Consider the following 16,604-nt stretch of genomic DNA (forward strand, 5'->3'; position numbering starts at 1 on the left):
ATCCAAAGTGCCAACCAAAGAGGAATCATCTGTATATAAAACGTTGTGCATATGCGGTGTTAGCATTGAATCAGCAGTTATCAGCAGTTTGCGGCACCTGAGGGTCTAGATCGGAGCCATTCAGCTGCTGACCATGCACTCCTCCATCTATCGACTTGCGGCCGGCACTGCTGCAGCAGCAGCAATCGGACTCTCGGCTACGCCTGGTGTGGCCGCGGTATATCAAGCCCTCTGCACCGGTGGTTCGGAATGCACCGTCACCCTGGCTAATGGGCAAATCGGTACCCCTGGACTAGTCATCAAGAAAGAGCAGGTGCTCTCTTGGTCCCAAGGTGGCTCAGGAAGCAAGACTGATGTCGGCATGGGCGTTGCTGGTGTTGTGCTCTTTGGCCTGCCAGGCCTGATTGGCTTTGCTGCCAAAAAACACGACTACACCTTCTCGATCAACTACGTCGATGAAGCCGGCAATATTCAGGCAACGGCAGTTGGCTTCAAGAACAATGTCCCAGCCAATCAGTTCATGATGGAAATGATGGGTATGACGGGATTGAGTGTCGGGGAGGTCAACAAGGATCTCCAGGGGCGTATTGATCAGATCAAGGCAGAGTCGGCCGAGAAGGCACGTATTGCGTCTCTGGACTGCGCCCGCGCGCTCAAAAGCTATAGCTGCAGCTGGAATGCGTATGTAGCAGCCAACCCAGCTGTCCAGATCTGGGCCAATAAATACCCCGCAATGGTTCCAGCAGAGAAGGCGCGGCTAAGAGCAATTGATTGATCCCTTGGAGCGGCCAGTACACCTCAAATACATCAGGACTGGACAGTGGTGATCTAGCTGGTATCTTCCTGGAGAGGATATTGCTTTTACTTATGTTTACCGGTCCTGAACTGCTCTCCAAAGTCAAGGAGCTAGGCGATGTCTCCAAATCTGAGCTCGTGCGTGAGTGCGGTTATGTGAGCACCAAAAAAGATGGCAGCGAGCGCCTCAACTTCACTGCGTTCTACGAGGCCCTGCTAAATGCCAAGGGTGTGAACCTTGGCACCGATAGCGCCGGCCGGAGCACTGGCAAGGGCGGCCGCAAGCTGAGCTACACCACCAAGATCCAGTTCAACGGCAACCTCATGATCGGCAAGGCCTACACGGCCATGCTCGACCTCAAGCCAGGCGATGAGTTTGAGATCAAGCTCGGACGCACGCAGATCAAGCTGATTCCTTTGGGCAGCACAGAAGAGGAGTGAGCAGCGGCTAAGCGGCGGCTAGTGAGCATTTGTTGCGCGCATGCAGCCGCCAGCTGTGATCTCTTGCACAGTGAAAGCAGGCGCCAGTGAGTTAGGTGCCGGCATGAGCGCCTGCACTCCCTTGCCCGGCCGCTCCAGAGAATCCCCCGCTCACTCCGGGGGGTTTTCTGTTGCTGGATTTTTGAGCAAGTCTGCGCAACCTCTTGGTCTGCCAGTTCCGTCAGCGCGGCAACGGGCAAAGCAAAGGACCGGGCATACGGCAGGTGCGCCAGCCCCCTTTGGTGGTGGACACCTCCACGCCGATCAGTGCAGCGGGGTGGTTGCTTTCAGTGATCGCTTCTACCCAGGCAATGGCATCAGCGAGCGCGTCATCAAGGCTGCTGTATTGCGCGTCGAGCTCACGGTGCGGCTCGCAGCCACCATCAATCAGGCGGTAGCAACGCTCTGCCCCTTGGCTAGTTGAAATCTGCATCCGTTCTCTTTCAGTTCTGCCGGCTGCACCTAGGGGTGCGACCCAGCTCATCACCATGGCCAGCCAGCAAACCACTTGGCTGTATCGAGGGGAACACTTTGATCAGTCGTTACAGCCAGCCCCGATAAGCGCTGCGCTGCTTGCGGGCACTGGCCTTAGAGCGAGCAGAGCCGAACTGGGGGCTAGCTCCATTGCGGCGGCGTCTTACCCAGCTGCCCTGGCGGATTAGGCGGCTATCAGCAGCATTTGCCAGCTGCACAGAGACCAAGGTTCCATAGCCCGCCTTATGGCGAGCACTAGCGCGGCTGCGGGCCTGGCTTGCGCTGCTGGCTGGCACCACCGTGGCGGTGCTCCTGCGGCTCCAGAAGGCCAGGTAGTAACGCCAGGTCACCGGCGGCTGTTGCGGCCGCCACTGGTCGTAAAGCCAGCCCGGTAAAGCTCACTGGCACTCATTGCTTGGGGGTTGAGCACCTCGCCAAAGCCACCGCTAGCTGCTGGCGTTATTGCCAGTCCAGGTGTCCCCGTACCCATGGCACCGCGCTGCTGAAACAGGAAGCCATAGACGGGGTGGATGCGCAGCTGATCGAGGAAGTCAGCGGTGCTCAGCGGCCGGCCGTCATCGCCCAGCAGGGGCTGGCCCTGGCTGTCGAGTGGTTCGAGCACATCACTTCCGTCCTTGCCGGCGCTGAGGCGAAAGCTCTCCCCTAGCTGCCCCTTAAAGACATCAAAGAAGGTGCCGCGCCCGTCGCCGCCGGTGCGGCCCTCAGCTTCTGAAAAAGCCCGCTCCAGCAGCCGTTCCTTGCGCAAGGCCAGCACAAGGGCCTGGGCGCCATCGCGTTCGGCAGCCACGGTTGCCACCTTCATGGCGGAGGCTTCTTCCATCTGCCGTTCGCGCAGCTCTACCTGCTGCTCCAGCAGTTGCTTCTGCCGTTCTGCCTCCTGCAGGCGGGAGTATTCCTCCGGGTTGATCTCAGAGAAGCGGGTCAGCTGCTGCCGCACACCCCGCAGTTCTTTTTCCAGGTTGTTGCTGCGGCGCCGTTCAGCCTTGAGGGCTTCTCCCAGGCCGCTGCCCGCCTTGCTCTCGGTGGTGCTGGTCTCGCCTGAATCAGCCAAAGCAATTCCGCCCTGGCGTTCATCGGGCGGATAGTCGCCAGTTGTGTTGCTCTCTAGTTCAGCAGCGTCATGAAGGTGCTGCTCGAGCATCTCGCTGCTCTCGTCGCTGGCCCTAGAGCTGTTGTGCGTTGCGGTTGTGGCCATGACCCGTCTCGGCTGTCAGTGAAATCGGCAGCCCATCGCGGTGCTGTCACTACCTGTTGCCGAGGCATGGGTCATACGACTCGGTTCGGCTTGAGCGTGCCAAATACCCGCTCACCAATCAGCGGCTGCACCAGAGCGCCAATGCCGCCTGAGCCATAGCTGGCACCAAACTCCAGCACGGTGAACAAGGTGTACTGGGCATAGGGATCGACACCTGCATCACCTGCTGCATTGAGCAGGGTTAGATCACCAAGCCAGATCAAACCTTCGCAGGGGGCCACAACGGTTCTGCCGGCAGCGGAGACACGCCGGCCGTTCTGACTCCACTGCAGCTCCCTACTCAGCCAGATCGCACCAGGGCTAGGCGGCAGCCGGGTGGCACGGCAGATCATTCCTTGAAAGGTGAAGTCACCGGTATCAACACCAGGGCCGTTATCTCTGGCGGTGATGTATCGAGAGCGCTCAAGAAAACACTCGAGCACGTGGCTGGCCACCACAGCAGAGGTGGTGTCACCAGGTATGGCGTTTTCGCCAAGCAGTAGCCGGGCATTGGCAAAAGGCTGCAAGGGGGTGGGGCCCCAAAGCACTGAGTTGCGCTGGTGCTTACCACTGGTGAACTGGCGGGGGGAGATCATCAACCCCGGAGCAAGGCCGTGCCTCCAGCCATCCCTGGGGCAGCGACGTTGAATTTCATCCAGCTGCTCAAGCCCGGCAGGAGCAACAACAGCTGCTCGCTGTAGCGGCGGCGTTGATTTAGCAGCGCTGCTGCTGGAGAAGCAGAGTTGGCATAAACGGTCTCCCGCTCCTCCCGCAGCAACGCCGTGTCGTAGGCGATCACATCCGCCTTTTGCAGTGGTGCGTCACCGGCTGCTGCCACTGAACCAGCGATTGGACCGGAACGGCTGGTCCTCTCGATCGCCTGCTCCTGCTCAATACCTCCGGCCAGCAGGTGCTTGTCAATTAACGCCACCGCATCCAGTAGGGCCCGGGCGCTGAGCACCCCCGCCGGGTGCTGACGCTCTAGATCGGCCATGGCACGGCCGATGGCATCGAGGCAAGGAACCGTCGCCGATAGGGCCAGGGCCTGCCGGATGGCTTCCTGGTCGCTCGGTTGCCAGGTCGCACCGATAGGTGCGCTGGGCAGATGGCTGCTGGTGGTCATGTAGATGCCGGGGCGATACCGGCCAGATCCCCCAGCCATTGCCGCAGGGCCTGCTCGCTGATGATTCCCCGCTCCTGCAGCTGCAGCATTTCGACCACGGTTGGTTGGGGCTTAGGTGCTGGTGCCAGCGGGCTGATCTCAACCGTCAGGGCAGGGCCTTCCTGCACTGGCAGCTGTTCACCGGTGATGGCGCACCAGTGCTGCAGCAGGGAAGAAAACATCGAGGCCTTTTGTATCGCCTGGCTCTGCAGCAGGGCATAGGCCTGGGAAGCGGCCATTGAGATCTCCATCGCCGTGCGAGGTGCCCCTTGGGCAGCAGCGGGGATCAGGGCATCACGGCGCATGCCTTGATCTAGCGATTCGAGCCAGGCGCGATGTTCCGCCAAAGAACGGGCCTGGATCTCGACGAACTGGAAGCTGGCACCTTCTGGCAGGTCGATGACGCTGTTTGGTCCCAGCACCACCGGCTCGCCGGCAGAGCCGGCCCCACCCATGGGACCCTGCACTCCGGTGCGCACCCCAACGGGAAGTGCCGTTCGGTACAGCAGCTCCTGGTAGTCGCTTTGGCAGCGGAAGTGGTTGAGGTACTGGTGCGCCAGGCCCAGATGGGGCAACTCCCCCTCGCCAAAAGCAGCGCCATGGCTGGCATACCAAATGGCAGGTAGTTGGTTGATGCCGCGGTAGTGGCGCTGGTCAAGGCGTTGCTTGCGCCAGCCGCTGGGAGCCTGGGGATCGGCCACCAGGGTCTCGGTGCTCAGGTCCATGCCAGGCCCACCTGGATCATCGGCAACAAGAGAAGCCGTCAGGTACTGCCAGGGGTGGGGCGGGTGATCCTGCGGTGGCGCTGTCTGATTGGAGGGCGAGAGCGCATTGGGACGCCGCTCCCGCCAGGTGATCGCATCTGGCAGTGCATGGTTGCCGGGCAGGTGCCAGTGCAGAACATCTCCCCGCTTGATAAGCAGCAGCCGCGGCAAGGAGAGCCGATCGCCATCGCGCAAGGCCTGCTGGCGATCACCCTCACTAGGCCAGAGGTGGACCGGCGGGATCACACCTACAAGGGCAGCACCATCTCTGAGCACCAGCAGATCAGCGGCTTCTAGGAACACCCCCAGGTCAGTGCCGCAGCCATCCACATCGCTGATCACCGCCTGCAGCGAGGCCGGCAGCTCCCGCCAATGACTGGAGGCCAGCATGCCGGCAAAGGTGCGCAGGGCATCGCGGAAGAAGCCCGATGGCAGGGCTGCCTCCAGGCGGCGGCGGTAGGCGGATTCAGGTTCGCGCTCCCCACGGGGCAGGTAGTGCTCGCGGCGGCCCGAAAGCAGGTGCCAGCAGTCCTGCACCAGCTGCAGGCGCGGCAGCAGTGCCGCCAAGGTCGGGTGGAGGGAGATCGGCAATTCAGGCTCCATTCCCAGGGCACTCGGCTGCTAGCTCTTGCCGCAGCAGCTCAGTGCTGCTTGATGACAAACGGCAGACAGAGAACCTAAGCTGCGCCCATGAATCCCTTTCGCTGGAGCAGTGATAAAAACCAGCAGCTCGGTGCCCAGCGGTCCATCCATTTCGAGGCTGTTGTGGTGGCCATCGAAACTGGAGGCTTGCTCGATGTGTTGGCCCACCCCAATCCAGAGCAATATCCCGGCCAGCGCATCCTTGTTGTTGAGGTGAATCAATACGTCTACCTCGTCCCCTACGTGGAAGACGACGAATACCTCTTTCTCAAAACGATTATTCCCAGCCGCAAAGCCACACGCGACTACCTCCGTCAAGACACGCCATGACGATGCAAAGCCACCTTCCCGCAAACAACGACTTACTCGATCAAGACGAGCGTGAGCTCCTAGAAGCTGTGGAGTCGGGCGCGCTGCGTTCAATTGCCACTCCTGATCTGCTCAATCAGCTCAGAGAGTCAGCCCAGGTAACCGGCCAGAAGGACCAACGAATCAACATCCGGCTTTCCGGTACTGACCTAGAGGCCTTGCGCGTCAGGGCGCTGCGGCTGGGTATGCCTTATCAGACTCTGATTAGCAGCGTCTTACATCGCTACATCAGCGGCGAGCTCAGCGATGAGCAGCTGGTCTGATCCACCTCTTGGGTTTCCATCGCCATCGCCACCACCCGCACTGAGCAAGCGGCTGCAATCTCAGCCCAACGCTCCGGTGTGAGCCCCAACTGCTCGGGGATCTGATCTGCATCTATGCCCTGGCGCAGCAGCTTCTGCCCCCTGGCATGTAGCTCCCGCCAGCGGCCTGGCACTGAAATCAGAAAACCCTTATCGCGCAGGTAGTGGGTGATCTCGCCGTTCACAAACGGCCTGGCGTAAGCGATGAAGTTGGAGCTACTGCGGTTCACCCGCTTGCAGTCGTAGCGGCGTGAGGCCTTGATTAACCCAATTGCAGCCAGCTGCTCAAGGTCTTCTTTGGGATGGCCAGTGCGGCGGGCGTAGTTGGCAGCCACCTTGGCGGCAAAGTGCAGGTGCTCCACCACCAGAGCATCAGCAGCGCCGTGGGGCGAACGGCAGGGTCGCTGCCGGCAGTGGTTTTGGGAGGTAGGGCTCATGGCAGGGCGGCAGTGAGGGGTAGGGGGCTATGCCCCATCAGCGGGAGAAGAGCAGGGGTCTTGTGGCAGTGCTGCCGTTGCCTCGCCAGTGCTGGTTTTGCAGCCAGATCACGCCCTGGCAGAAGGCATCGACCAGGTCGTCATGGGCGGCATTGGGAAAACCCAGCAGCTCAGTGATCAGGTCGTCGTTACCAGGGCAGAAGCCCAGTTGGCCGGCCTCCAGCAGCGGGGCGACGGCATGGGCGCGGCTGACCTTGCTGCCTACTGGCCGCACTGCGATCAGCCCAGGTATCTGGCGCTGGAGCAGCTGACAGACCGCCGGGCCATTGGCGGCGTCTTCTATCAGCACCGCATCGGGGCATAGCCCCTGCGCTTTGAGCGTGGCCAGGCACTGGCCAAGGAATTTGACAACACCTGGCAAGTCCAGGTGGTGGTGCTGACTCCAGAGCACCTCAATGCGGTGGCTCGGTGCTGCTGATCCTTCCTGTCTGCCGAGCGCACCTGCCGGTGTGACTTCTCTACTGCGCGTAGAAGCAGCGGTGCGATGTAGCTGCAGGCCTTGGCCATGGGCCTCATCTGCAGGGTGAATCGCTCGCTGTTCTGCAAGCAGACCCAACAGCACAAAAGAGCAGTAGTCGTTGCCCTCGCCCCCCTTAAAGCTCAGATCACAGCTGAGCACCAAGGGGGAGAAGGGCTTCTGCTGGCCCCTATGGGTCTGGCTCCTTTGCGGTGTCTGCAGCAGCCAGTGCCGCTGGAACAGCAGACCCTCAGCTGGTGATGGCCGCTGCTGGTAGAGGGCATTCCACCAGTAGCTGCCCGCACGGATGCGGATCTGCTCAAGCTCCGCAGCAGGAAACCGCTCTGGACATAGCGGCTGACCTGGCTGGCGCCAATCAGGCTCGAGGCCGCAGGTATCTGGAAAGCGCAGTTGCTGGGCTGGATGTTCAGCAAGGGCGGGCAGGTTGAGCACCTGCCAGTGCTGCGGTGCGGCGCCACTTTCTTGGCTAAGTAGCCAGCCGATCAGATCGTCCTGATGCCAGCGGGTGAGCACCACCACCTGGGCGGCGCCAGCGGCGCCATTTACGCCTGGTTCCGATCTAGTCAGCCAGACGGACTGGAACCACTCGATCAGCTTCTGGCGTTGAGCTGCGGAGTTGGCATCTTCTGGGCCCTTGTAGGGGTCATCAATGATTCCAAGGGCATAGCCCTTGCCCGTAAATGGTCCCCGCACACCAGCAGCAATGCAGCCACCGCGATCAGGGGTGAGCCAATTACCAACGGCGGTGGAGTCCTTGGAGAGGGGATGACCAACCGCGCGGTAGTAATGCCTCGCTTCTCGGCTATGGGCATAGGCAAGCTCGGCTGAGTAGGAAGCAATGGCGCAGAAGCGTGTTGGGTAGCGGCTTACCCAGTAGGCCGGAAATAGCTTGGAAACCAAGAGCGATTTCCCCAGCCTTGGCGGACAGCAGACGATCAGGCGATTGAGCTGGCCATCAGCAACGCGCTGCAGCAGGGAGATCAATCGCTCAGCCCAGGTGTGGAAGGCGTAGCCGGGATAGGCGGCCACGATGAAGTCACGAAAGCTCTGCTGGCCCTGCTGCTGGGTTTGGCTGCGGTTGGGATCTGGAAAATCCAGCAGGCCCCAGTCAGCCCAACGGTCAGTGGCCGGGTCTTGGAGCAGGCCTGCCATTAGCTCCTTGCCTCCGGAGGCTTGAGCGGTGCGCGCAGCAGGCCACCGATCTCAGCAATGACGCGAAAGGCGCCTACAGCAGCTGAAAACTGCTCAGCCTCTATGGCGCGGCGGGCACATTCATTGAGGGCAAAGATCTGCTCGGCCTGATGACGGCAGCGGTCGGAGATGAGTTCTTCCACCATGCGCATTCGCGCCAGGTCGAGGTAGCGATTGACGGTCTTGACATTGCTCACCCCCCAGCTCTGACCAGCTTTTTCCAGGATCAGCACCATCGGCAGCCGCTGAGCAACCCACAACTGGGCCTCAGCCACCCGGCGCTCAATTTCAAAATGGCTGGGCCGTGGCACGGGGTTGGGCTTGCGTCGCTGCCGCGGTGGGTTGCCTCGACCAACCGGGCGACTGGGATCAACGCCCGGACGCTCACCAAGGGGATGGCCATCGGCGTTCTCAGTTGCTGCGGCATTGCGGAGCACCTCGATGGGATCGCACTGGAGCTCCGGCAGCACTGCGGCAGCGGGTGTTTTGGCGGTAGCGACTTGTCCAGCGGTCACACGGCAAGAACATCGGCGAAGACAAGAGCAGGAGGGGCACAGATTCGCGATCAACCTCTCGGGCTCCCGAGAGCATAACTGCTTAGGCGCTGCTTGTCCCCTCCGTTATCCGCAGCTGGGCTGGGCCGCATGTCACTGCAGCGTCGCCAGGTGTGCAGTTGAGGCCTGTTCAAATGAGCACCTGGGGCAAACCATCTAACGGCGATCTGACAGTGACTGTTAGACCCCGAAGCCGTTGCCCCGCAGGCTCTCTGGAGGCCCTCTCTTCTCTTTCTTACCTTTTTAAAAAATAAAGATATTTATATATAGAGGGGTCAAGCTATTGAGCAGGGCCTCTCCCTATACCCCTGTTCCCCTAGGGATTTCATTAGAAGGGTGTGCCTGCACCCCCGCCAGGGCGTAAGAACGTCAGATCCATTGCCCCGCAAGCGTTCTGAGTCTTACGGTCCCAATTTCAGGTCGCTTGTCTTACGGGTCCGCCGCCGCCAGAGCAGCCAAGGGAAGCGCAACCGAGCGTGAGGTGCCCAGGCCCCGAAAGTGCATCGATACCGAGCGGTTCACCCCGGGAAGGCGGCCGAGGATTGTGCTCCAGTTCGTCGCCCAAGCAGTGTCGGCAAGGATGCGGCCAATGGCCTCGGCGCTATTGCTAATCAGCAGCTCACCCTCCCGCACCCGCAGTCCATGGCGGCCCAGCAGATCGGCCGCTTCTCCACGCCGCACGGGCTCCATCGGCGATGGCGCAGCAGCTGTAACCAATTCGACTAGCTCGAGCACTGTGCGCGTAACGGTGCCGCGCTCACTGGTTTCAACCCGCAGCTGGTGCTGCAAGATCCGGTTCAAGCAGCGCTGCTCATCGGGTAGTCCATTGCTCTGGCGATAACTGCTCCAGTCAGTTCCCTCAATAAGGGACTGAATCTCGGCATCTGTTGGAATTTCAGAAGACTGGAGCGCCCAGGCACCAGCCAGCAAGGTGCCGTATTGATCTCCGAGGGCCTGGGAATCGAAATACTTTGCTGCGACTCGGGTGCTCACCTGAACTGCGCCAAGAATCACCGGCAGCAGGGAGATAGTTCGAGCCAGGAGGCGCGAGCCAAATTCAGGTGTGATCAGATGATCGAGATCGTGATCCAGCGCTTGCCAGTGGTCCTGGCGATCTGCGAGCGAGATCTCGGCTGGGTTGCGCAGGGTGAGCTGGGCAAAGCGGCGGCGGTCCGCCCCTTGCTTGAGGCCCGTTGAGATGGAGGAGAGCAGAAACATCGAGCGCACCTGGAAGCGAGATACCTCACCGGCCGGTGTGCCTTTAACAGTGGTGGCCTGCGATTCGGAGCTTGCTACCCGTGCCAGCGAAAGAATCGACTGGATTCTCTGCTGGTCGCTCCTTTCGTTGCTCTCAGCCTCGTCAAATACAACTGGCAGGGCATCACAACGCAGGAATTGGCGAATGCCTGCCTCGGTGCTGTTTCCAACCACCACCAGGCGCATGTCGCCCAGCAGTACGTTCACGTAGCGATCAAGGATCGCCGACTTGCCAGAGCCCGCTGCCGCCGTCAGCCAGACATGGGGCCGCCAGCGCAGCGCACCACAGATCGGCGCGAGTGTTACCCAGCCAGCCAGCAAGAAAGCAGAGGCCGGCACATCCCAGCGGAAACGATCGGCGATCGTTAGTACAGCCAGCGCTTCTTCATCAGAGAGGGGCGGCAGGCCCCGGGGCCCCTCCAGGGCAGTGGCTCGCTGGTAGTGAAACTTGCTGGCAAAAGCAGCATTGATTGGTTGCTGCTGATCGTCGACCAGCAAGCGATCACCGAGGTGCAGAACGCAGCGGCCCTGATCCCACCAGGCGCCCCGGCCGCGTAGCTGATCGGGGTCAAACATCCCCACCTCAGCCTGCCGGCAGAACAGATCTGATGCCGCTGCGGTCCAGTTCACCCCGCGCTTTGAGGGGTAGAGGGTTTCCCAGTAGGCAAGAGGCGCTAGTCGGCAGAGATTGACGCCGCCATGGGCAGAGGAAGCCAGCCGCATTACCTGGCCGGTGGAGCTGGGTTGGTAGTGGTAGCCGTCGCTGTCGTAGCCAAGGCAAATAAACGGCTGGCTAGCTGGCGCCTGGGGGCTGCGGTTTTCAGAAGCTGCGCTGGCTAGCTGGTTCTGTGCACTGGCTTGCTTTGGGGCCCTAGGAGCTGCAGCAGGGTCAGCGGTAGGGAGGGCACCAGCAGGGGGCACAAGAGGTGGTTCAGCGCGTTTGACGGAGCGTCGGTGACGCTGGAAGTAGACCGCTGCCTGCGCTGGTGTCCAGTTCGCATCGGCTAGATCCCAGCCAGCCGCTCCTGGTGCATCGGCGAGATCCCAGTCGCTTTCGCTGCAGCCAGGAGGGATCACAACCGCAACCGCGCACTCGAGTTCCAGCAGCACCGCGCAAAGGCTTGCCATCGCTTCCCGGCCAGGGGCATCGGCATCAGGCCAGAGGGTGACGGCCCGCTGGGCGAGGGGCTGCCAGTCCACGGTTTTCAGCGCGCTGCTACCGCCGCACCAGCTCAGCACCACCAGATCAGGAAAAAGCAGGGCAGCTGCATCAGCTGCTTTTTCGCCCTCGGTGATCAACACCTCAGACCAAACGCGCTGCTCCAGCTGCGGCAAGCGATATAGCGGTCGTGGTGCCGGCCAGTCGGAGCGAAAAAGATCGCGGCGTGAGGGGTGGTGCCAGCCGCCATCAAGCCAGGTGCGCTGCACGTAGGCCTTGCGGGCCTTGCCGCCTTGTAAAAGATCAAAACGCTGCAGCCAAAACAGCTGCTCACCTTTGGCATTGCGGTAACACCACTGGGCGGTGGCACGACCCAGCGGTGGCGGCGGCGCAGCGACTGGGGGCTGAGCAGGCTTGCGCAGCGGCCGGCCAGCAGTTCTCCGTGCTGCAGGTTGCATGGCTGCCGGTGGCAGAGCTAGGTGGGCCTCAATGCGGCGCACGGCGGTCGCGTAGTCCCAGCCCGTTAGGCGCAGCAGTAGGTCCATGCCGTTGCCGCCGCCACCGCGGCGCTCCTTGCCGCCGCACTGGTTGCAGAACCAGCCACCGGCGCCGCTGTCGTTATCCCAGCGGTAGCGATCGCTGCCGCCGCAGGCGGGGCAGGGTTGATGGCGGTTTTGTAGCTGCTCAGTTTTGAGGCCCGCAAGCTCAATCAAGAGCCGGGGCCACTGGCCAGCAGCAGCGGCCACAGCAGCGGTATCCATCAGCGCTCTCCCGTTGCGCTACTCGAGAGGAGGTGGTTGGGATTGCTGCTAGGCGTTGGTCGAGTGAGCTGCTGTTGTTGCTGCTGTTTGATGTCTGCCTTCATTAGCGAGGCAATGGCGCGGCGGATGAAGGAGGCACGGCTTTCGATGCCATCGGCCTGGTCATCAATCCAGGCGACAACGGCATCAGGTAGCTGGAGCTGAACACGCTTCATGGGTGCGGGGCGGAGCCGCGGGACTGTAGCTCTCGGGTTCGCGAGAGCTAGTCTGCTGTGAACGTCTGCGGCCGTGGCTCAGTTACTGCGCCCTTATCAGCAAGAAGCGGTCGAACGACTACGCGCTGCCTTCTTGGCGGGCCACCGGGCCGTGCTGTTTGTGCTGCCTACAGGCGGCGGCAAGACAGTGGTTTTTTGCCATATCGCCCAGCAGGCAGCAGAGCGGGGCAAGCGGATCGCCGTGCTGGTGCACCGGGCCGAGCTGCTGGAGCAGGCCTCCCGCTCCCTTGCTGCTTTGGGGGTGCGCCATGGACTGATCGCTGCCGGGCGGGCGATGAACCTGGCCGCACCGGTGCAGGTGGCCTCAGTTGGCACTCTGGCGCGGCGTTTGCCTCAACTACCAGCTGATCTGTTTGCGCTGCTGGTGATCGATGAGGCCCACCACAGCAATGCCGGCCAGTGGAGCCGGATCATCCAGCATTTCAACGCTGCCCACTTGCTTGGGGTAACTGCCACGCCAGTGCGCAGCGATGGCCGCGGGCTGGGTGAGTATTACTCCGAGCTGGTGCTGGGTCCATCAGCGGCCTGGCTGAGCGCCAATGGCTTTTTGGCACCAGCTCGGGTGTTTGCACCACCTTCCTCCTTTGAAGCGCAGCGGTTGCGGCAGCGCTTGGGCGACTACGACCTGCGCCAGGCCGCAAGTGAGTTGGGCGGCGCGCGCATCCTTGGTGATGCGGTCAGCCACTACCGCCAGCATCTCGGCGATCAGACGGCGATTTGCTTTTGCTGCTCAGTTGCCCATGCCCAGGCGGTTGCAGCAGCATTTATGGAGCAGGGAATTACAGCAGCCTGCATCGACGGCTCGCTTGATGTAGGCCGCCGCCGGCAGCTGCTTGAGCAGTTGGGCAGCAGCGAAATCAAGGTGCTCACCTCCTGCGCCTTGATCGGAGAAGGCGTGGATGTGCCCTCCGTCGGTGGCTGCCTGCTGCTGCGTCCCACCCAAAGCGAAGCCCTGCATTTGCAGATGATCGGCCGCTGCCTGAGGCCGCAAGCCGGCAAGCAGGCGGTGATTCTTGATCACGTCGGCAACATCTCCCGCCTGGGCCATCACCTAGAGGAGCGGCACTGGACGCTGAAAGGAGCCAGCAAGAGGCAGCGCCAGCCGTCCCTATCGGTAAGGACCTGCCCGCAGTGCTTCTGCGCGATGGCCTCCACCACGCTGCGCTGCCCGGAATGCGGCCACCAGTTCCGGCCTGAGCAGCGCTCCTATGCCGTGCAGCCAGGCCAGTTACAGGAGGTAAGTGCCAGCGAGCTCAAGCAGAGGCGCAAACGCGAGCAGCAGCAGGCCACAAATTTGGAGGAGCTGCTTGCTGTTGGCCAGCGCCGCGGCATGAAGAATCCCAATGGCTGGGCGCGGCATGTGCTGGCAGCCCGCCAGAGCAAGGGCCGCTGGGGGCGGCTGGGATGAGCGAGCAGGAGCTGCAGCAGCGCATACGGCTTGAGCTCGGCAGAGGCCCGGTGCGGTTGTGGCGCAACAACGTCGGTGCGCTGCGCGATCAACGCGGCCAGCTGGTCAGCTATGGGTTGTGCCGCGGTAGTAGTGATCTGATCGGCCTGCGGCGGCTGACTATTGGCCCAGAGCACCTAGGCCAGAGCCTGGCGGTGTTTGTCGCCATAGAGGTCAAGAGCGAGCGCGGCCGGCTGACAGCAGAGCAGCAGCAGTTCCTTGAGGTGGTGCGGGAGTTTGGCGGACTGGCCGGCGTAGCTCGTTCGCTGCCAGAAGCAGGGGCGCTGCTGCAGCTAGGTAAGGGCTGACGGCAGCCAGACGCCTCCCTGACGCCTAACTGGAGCCAGGACTGCAGCAGATCGATTGCGTTTTTATGGCTTCTTTGCACCTTCTGCAACAACGCCCAACGGCGAGAGGGTGCAGAATGCTGCTCTCGCGAATCAATACTGATGCCTATGCCTCTCGCAACACCCATGCCAGATCTGCATCGCCAGCTCGGCCAGGCGCGCGAGATCTTTGGCCAGTTCTTACGCAACTGGCGCAAGGCCAACGGCTGGGTGATCACCACTCCCCAGGACTGGGCCAAGGCCTGCCCCGAGATCATTGCGCCAGGGCTGCGGGTTTCCAGTGGCCAGTGGGCCAACCTTGAAAACGCCCAAATCAAGCAGGCCCAGCCGAGCACCTTTTTGCAACTGGCGGCGCTTAATCAAGCTCTAGGCAGCAAGCAGCGGGGTCGAATCAGCGATGCCCTGCTCAAAGAGCGGGTCCATAGCGCCAAGCCCGTACTGCGAGCGGACGGCAGCCCCTGGGGGCCAGAAGACTGGTTTGCCTGCTACATCGGCAACCTCCAGGGCCCAGCTGAGCTGTGGCCAAGCAGCAGCGCCGCTCAAGAGTCGCTTGCCATCGAGCCACTAAAGGCGCGCTATTTGGCTCTGGCGGATGCCCATGAACTCCGGCCGATCACGGCGCTGGTGCAACTGCTCAGTTGCGGCAAGGAGCTGGCCGTAGAGCAGCAGCAGGAGATTGAGGGTGCCTTGCTGCATGGCGAGGCAATCAGCCAAGAAACCTTGCCGGCACTGGAGGAGTTGCTAGCTAGCTGGCAAGAGAAGCTGGGCGAGCCGGCCCCAAAGAGCAGCAAGAAGCGGAAGGGCTGATGCGGATCTGGCATCAGAAGTTGTTTATGGACTCGCGAGAGGATTACCTTTAGGTGGTCTCGGGCCAGCGGAAGAGAAATGCTGGGCCTGATCACCCATCTCGATCCATGTCTCCCTCCCCTGCTGGCGGCCCCGCAGCGACCGCAGCACTCACTGATCTGTTCCGGTGTCAGGCAGCCCTCAGCCAAGCGCTAAGCCGCTGGCAGGGCCAGTGGAGCCAGCTACCTCCCAGCCCGGCAATCAGCTTGCAGGAGGCGGGACTGGCGGTGAGCTTTTCCCGCTCTGGAGAAGGGCTTTACAGCGCCACGCTCCTGCATGAGCAAGGCGCCAGCTTGGATTCAGGGTGCTGCAGCACAGCGCTTGAGGCCTACCTGCTGGTGCTCGGGATGGTTAGTCCCAACTGCCTGTTGATCAAATGAAGCCCAGCGAATATCACGCCCATCCGGCCTGGTCGCCGACGGCGCTCAAGGCGGCTGTTACCGGCACGATGCAGGCCTGGTGGCACCGCTTTGGCCCGGAGGCGTTGGCGTTTGAACCCAGCGGCGACATGGTCAAAGGCGACCTGGTGGACGCGCTGCTGACACCACCGTTTTTGCTTGAGCAGCGCTTTGCGGTGTTCAGCACGATCGCGCGCAACACCAAAGCTGGCGCCGCCAATTGCGCAGCAGCCAAAGCTGCTGGCCTCACCCCTGTAAGTGCCGAGATGGTGGAGCAGGCCCAGCGGATTGCGGCGGCGCTGCGCCGTGATCCAGTGATCGGTGAGGTACTGGCCGCGATGGCGCAGCAGCACTCCCAGCAACCCCATTTCTGGAGTGATGCGGCGGGGCGCCCCTGCCGCTGCCTGCCTGATGTGGTCACAACCGATGGGCGTGTTTATGACCTCAAGAAGACGCGTTCAGCTGTGCCACGCCGTTTTTATTGGCAGGCCAAGGAGCTGGCCTACGACCTGCAGCTGGCCCATTTGGCCTTGGGCCATGCCGACCGCACCGGTTCGCTGCCCAGTGAGATCGGCTTTTTGGCCTTTGAGTGGGAGGAGCCCTATGACTGCGCCCTGCTGGTATTCGATGAGCAGGACCTTGCCAGTGGGCTGGAGCGGCGGGAGGAGGCCTTCCGGCGGATAGCGGCGTGCCAGGCAAGTGGCAACTGGCCAAGCCATGGCCGCCAGCCGTTCCGCCATTTACCTACATCCTCTCGCGCTCCCGAGAGCGAGAGGATTGATGCTGAATCGATCGCCCTCTTTTAAGCCCTGCTTTCCCAATTCCCGCACCCCCAGACCGGTTGTCCATGACTGAACCAGCCCCTAGCTCCAGCGCCCTGGCTACGGCCTCGCCAGCGCAAATCACAGCACCAAAAGCTGCGCCAGCTGATATCAGCAGTGGCGTCTTCTCCGGCATCGCCGCTTTTGAAGCCGCCCAGCGCATGGCCCAGGCCCTCTGCACCAGCACCATGGTGCCAAGCGAATACAGGGGCCAGCAGGGGCTCTCCAATTCTCTAATCGCGCTTGAGATTGCTGCCCGCATGGGGCTATCGCCCCTCGTGGTCATGCAGAACATGACGCCAATCCACGGCAAACCGAGCTGGTCGAGCT

At 62.0% G+C, this 16,604-nt stretch carries 20 protein-coding genes and 1 pseudogene; 10 read left to right on the forward strand and 11 right to left on the reverse strand.

The window, feature by feature from the left end:
* The first annotated feature begins 133 nt into the window (after positions 1 to 133).
* Together AC01FP_RS08575 and AC01FP_RS08580 are read left to right on the forward strand one after the other, a co-directional pair.
* Positions 134 to 775 carry a hypothetical protein gene (locus AC01FP_RS08575; RefSeq protein ID WP_474479547.1) on the forward strand — a complete coding sequence of 214 codons (642 nt, stop codon included), beginning with the start codon at positions 134 to 136 and terminating at the stop codon, positions 773 to 775.
* A gap of 92 nt (positions 776 to 867) precedes the next feature.
* Complete coding sequence (locus tag AC01FP_RS08580) at positions 868 to 1,236, forward strand: AbrB family transcriptional regulator (protein WP_474479548.1); 369 nt, start codon at positions 868 to 870, stop codon at positions 1,234 to 1,236.
* A 220-nt stretch (positions 1,237 to 1,456) separates the two neighbouring features.
* Here the strand turns inward: AC01FP_RS08580 and AC01FP_RS08585 are convergent, their stop codons facing one another.
* The 6 genes from AC01FP_RS08585 to AC01FP_RS08610 form a co-directional block, all read right to left on the reverse strand.
* A complete protein-coding gene (locus AC01FP_RS08585; protein WP_474479550.1) occupies positions 1,457 to 1,765 on the reverse strand; it encodes a hypothetical protein in 309 nt (102 codons plus the stop codon).
* Positions 1,766 to 1,817: 52 nt separating this feature from the next.
* The gene (locus tag AC01FP_RS08590) at positions 1,818 to 2,099 is read right to left on the reverse strand and encodes a hypothetical protein (protein WP_474479551.1); all 282 of its coding nucleotides are present in this window, start codon (positions 2,097 to 2,099) and stop codon (positions 1,818 to 1,820) included.
* On the reverse strand, positions 2,096 to 2,965 hold the full coding sequence (locus AC01FP_RS08595) for a hypothetical protein (RefSeq protein ID WP_255024042.1): 870 nt from the start codon (positions 2,963 to 2,965) through the stop codon (positions 2,096 to 2,098). The genes AC01FP_RS08590 and AC01FP_RS08595 overlap by 4 nt, the downstream gene beginning before the upstream one ends.
* 71 nt (positions 2,966 to 3,036) lie before the next feature.
* Positions 3,037 to 3,600 carry a hypothetical protein gene (locus AC01FP_RS08600; RefSeq protein WP_474479552.1) on the reverse strand — a complete coding sequence of 188 codons (564 nt, stop codon included), beginning with the start codon at positions 3,598 to 3,600 and terminating at the stop codon, positions 3,037 to 3,039.
* The gene (locus tag AC01FP_RS08605) at positions 3,600 to 4,127 is read right to left on the reverse strand and encodes a hypothetical protein (protein WP_254997488.1); all 528 of its coding nucleotides are present in this window, start codon (positions 4,125 to 4,127) and stop codon (positions 3,600 to 3,602) included. Before AC01FP_RS08605 ends, AC01FP_RS08600 begins: the two co-directional genes overlap by 1 nt.
* Positions 4,124 to 5,533, reverse strand: a complete 1,410-nt coding sequence (locus tag AC01FP_RS08610; protein ID WP_474479554.1) for a DUF4055 domain-containing protein — start codon at positions 5,531 to 5,533, stop codon at positions 4,124 to 4,126. Before AC01FP_RS08610 ends, AC01FP_RS08605 begins: the two co-directional genes overlap by 4 nt.
* Before the next feature lie 87 nt (positions 5,534 to 5,620).
* On the opposite strand from AC01FP_RS08610, the gene AC01FP_RS08615 reads away from it, so the two are divergent.
* Both AC01FP_RS08615 and AC01FP_RS08620 read left to right on the forward strand, forming a co-directional pair.
* Positions 5,621 to 5,902 (forward strand): toxin, encoded by a 282-nt coding sequence (locus AC01FP_RS08615; RefSeq protein WP_474479557.1) that lies wholly within the window; start codon positions 5,621 to 5,623, stop codon positions 5,900 to 5,902.
* Positions 5,899 to 6,204 (forward strand): hypothetical protein, encoded by a 306-nt coding sequence (locus AC01FP_RS08620; protein ID WP_474479559.1) that lies wholly within the window; start codon positions 5,899 to 5,901, stop codon positions 6,202 to 6,204. The genes AC01FP_RS08615 and AC01FP_RS08620 overlap by 4 nt, the downstream gene beginning before the upstream one ends.
* Here the strand turns inward: AC01FP_RS08620 and AC01FP_RS08625 are convergent.
* From AC01FP_RS08625 to AC01FP_RS08645, 5 genes are all read right to left on the reverse strand, one after another.
* Positions 6,165 to 6,680: a sigma-70 family RNA polymerase sigma factor gene (locus AC01FP_RS08625; RefSeq protein WP_474479562.1), complete on the reverse strand. Its 516-nt coding sequence runs from the start codon at positions 6,678 to 6,680 to the stop codon at positions 6,165 to 6,167. The two genes, AC01FP_RS08620 and AC01FP_RS08625, sit on opposite strands and share 40 nt — an antisense overlap.
* Positions 6,681 to 6,717: 37 nt before the next feature.
* Positions 6,718 to 8,370 (reverse strand): phage terminase large subunit, encoded by a 1,653-nt coding sequence (gene terL, locus AC01FP_RS08630; RefSeq protein WP_474479565.1) that lies wholly within the window; start codon positions 8,368 to 8,370, stop codon positions 6,718 to 6,720.
* Positions 8,370 to 8,924 (reverse strand): hypothetical protein, encoded by a 555-nt coding sequence (locus AC01FP_RS08635; RefSeq protein ID WP_474479567.1) that lies wholly within the window; start codon positions 8,922 to 8,924, stop codon positions 8,370 to 8,372. The genes terL and AC01FP_RS08635 overlap by 1 nt, the downstream gene beginning before the upstream one ends.
* Before the next feature lie 468 nt (positions 8,925 to 9,392).
* Positions 9,393 to 12,140, reverse strand: coding sequence for a primase-helicase zinc-binding domain-containing protein (locus tag AC01FP_RS08640; protein WP_474479570.1), 2,748 nt, complete (start codon positions 12,138 to 12,140; stop codon positions 9,393 to 9,395).
* Positions 12,140 to 12,355, reverse strand: coding sequence for a hypothetical protein (locus tag AC01FP_RS08645; RefSeq protein WP_474479573.1), 216 nt, complete (start codon positions 12,353 to 12,355; stop codon positions 12,140 to 12,142). Before AC01FP_RS08645 ends, AC01FP_RS08640 begins: the two co-directional genes overlap by 1 nt.
* A 73-nt stretch (positions 12,356 to 12,428) precedes the next feature.
* Here AC01FP_RS08645 and AC01FP_RS08650 point away from each other — a divergent pair, with 73 nt between their 5' ends.
* The 6 genes and pseudogenes from AC01FP_RS08650 to AC01FP_RS08675 all read left to right on the forward strand — a co-directional run.
* Entirely contained in the window at positions 12,429 to 13,823 is a 1,395-nt protein-coding gene (locus AC01FP_RS08650) for a DEAD/DEAH box helicase (RefSeq protein ID WP_474479576.1), read from the forward strand.
* On the forward strand, positions 13,820 to 14,170 hold the full coding sequence (locus tag AC01FP_RS08655) for a VRR-NUC domain-containing protein (protein ID WP_474479578.1): 351 nt from the start codon (positions 13,820 to 13,822) through the stop codon (positions 14,168 to 14,170). Before AC01FP_RS08650 ends, AC01FP_RS08655 begins: the two co-directional genes overlap by 4 nt.
* A gap of 165 nt (positions 14,171 to 14,335) precedes the next feature.
* Positions 14,336 to 15,016, forward strand: a complete 681-nt coding sequence (locus AC01FP_RS08660) for a hypothetical protein (protein ID WP_474479580.1) — start codon at positions 14,336 to 14,338, stop codon at positions 15,014 to 15,016.
* 107 nt (positions 15,017 to 15,123) lie between these two features.
* Positions 15,124 to 15,435, forward strand: a complete 312-nt coding sequence (locus AC01FP_RS08665) for a hypothetical protein (protein WP_273328298.1) — start codon at positions 15,124 to 15,126, stop codon at positions 15,433 to 15,435.
* Entirely contained in the window at positions 15,432 to 16,259 is an 828-nt protein-coding gene (locus tag AC01FP_RS08670) for a PD-(D/E)XK nuclease-like domain-containing protein (protein ID WP_474479582.1), read from the forward strand. The genes AC01FP_RS08665 and AC01FP_RS08670 overlap by 4 nt, the downstream gene beginning before the upstream one ends.
* Before the next feature lie 41 nt (positions 16,260 to 16,300).
* Positions 16,301 to 16,604 (forward strand): annotated as a pseudogene (locus tag AC01FP_RS08675) (hypothetical protein); the annotation flags it as partial.

It is taken from the genome of Cyanobium sp. NIVA-CYA 375, from assembly GCF_056108345.1.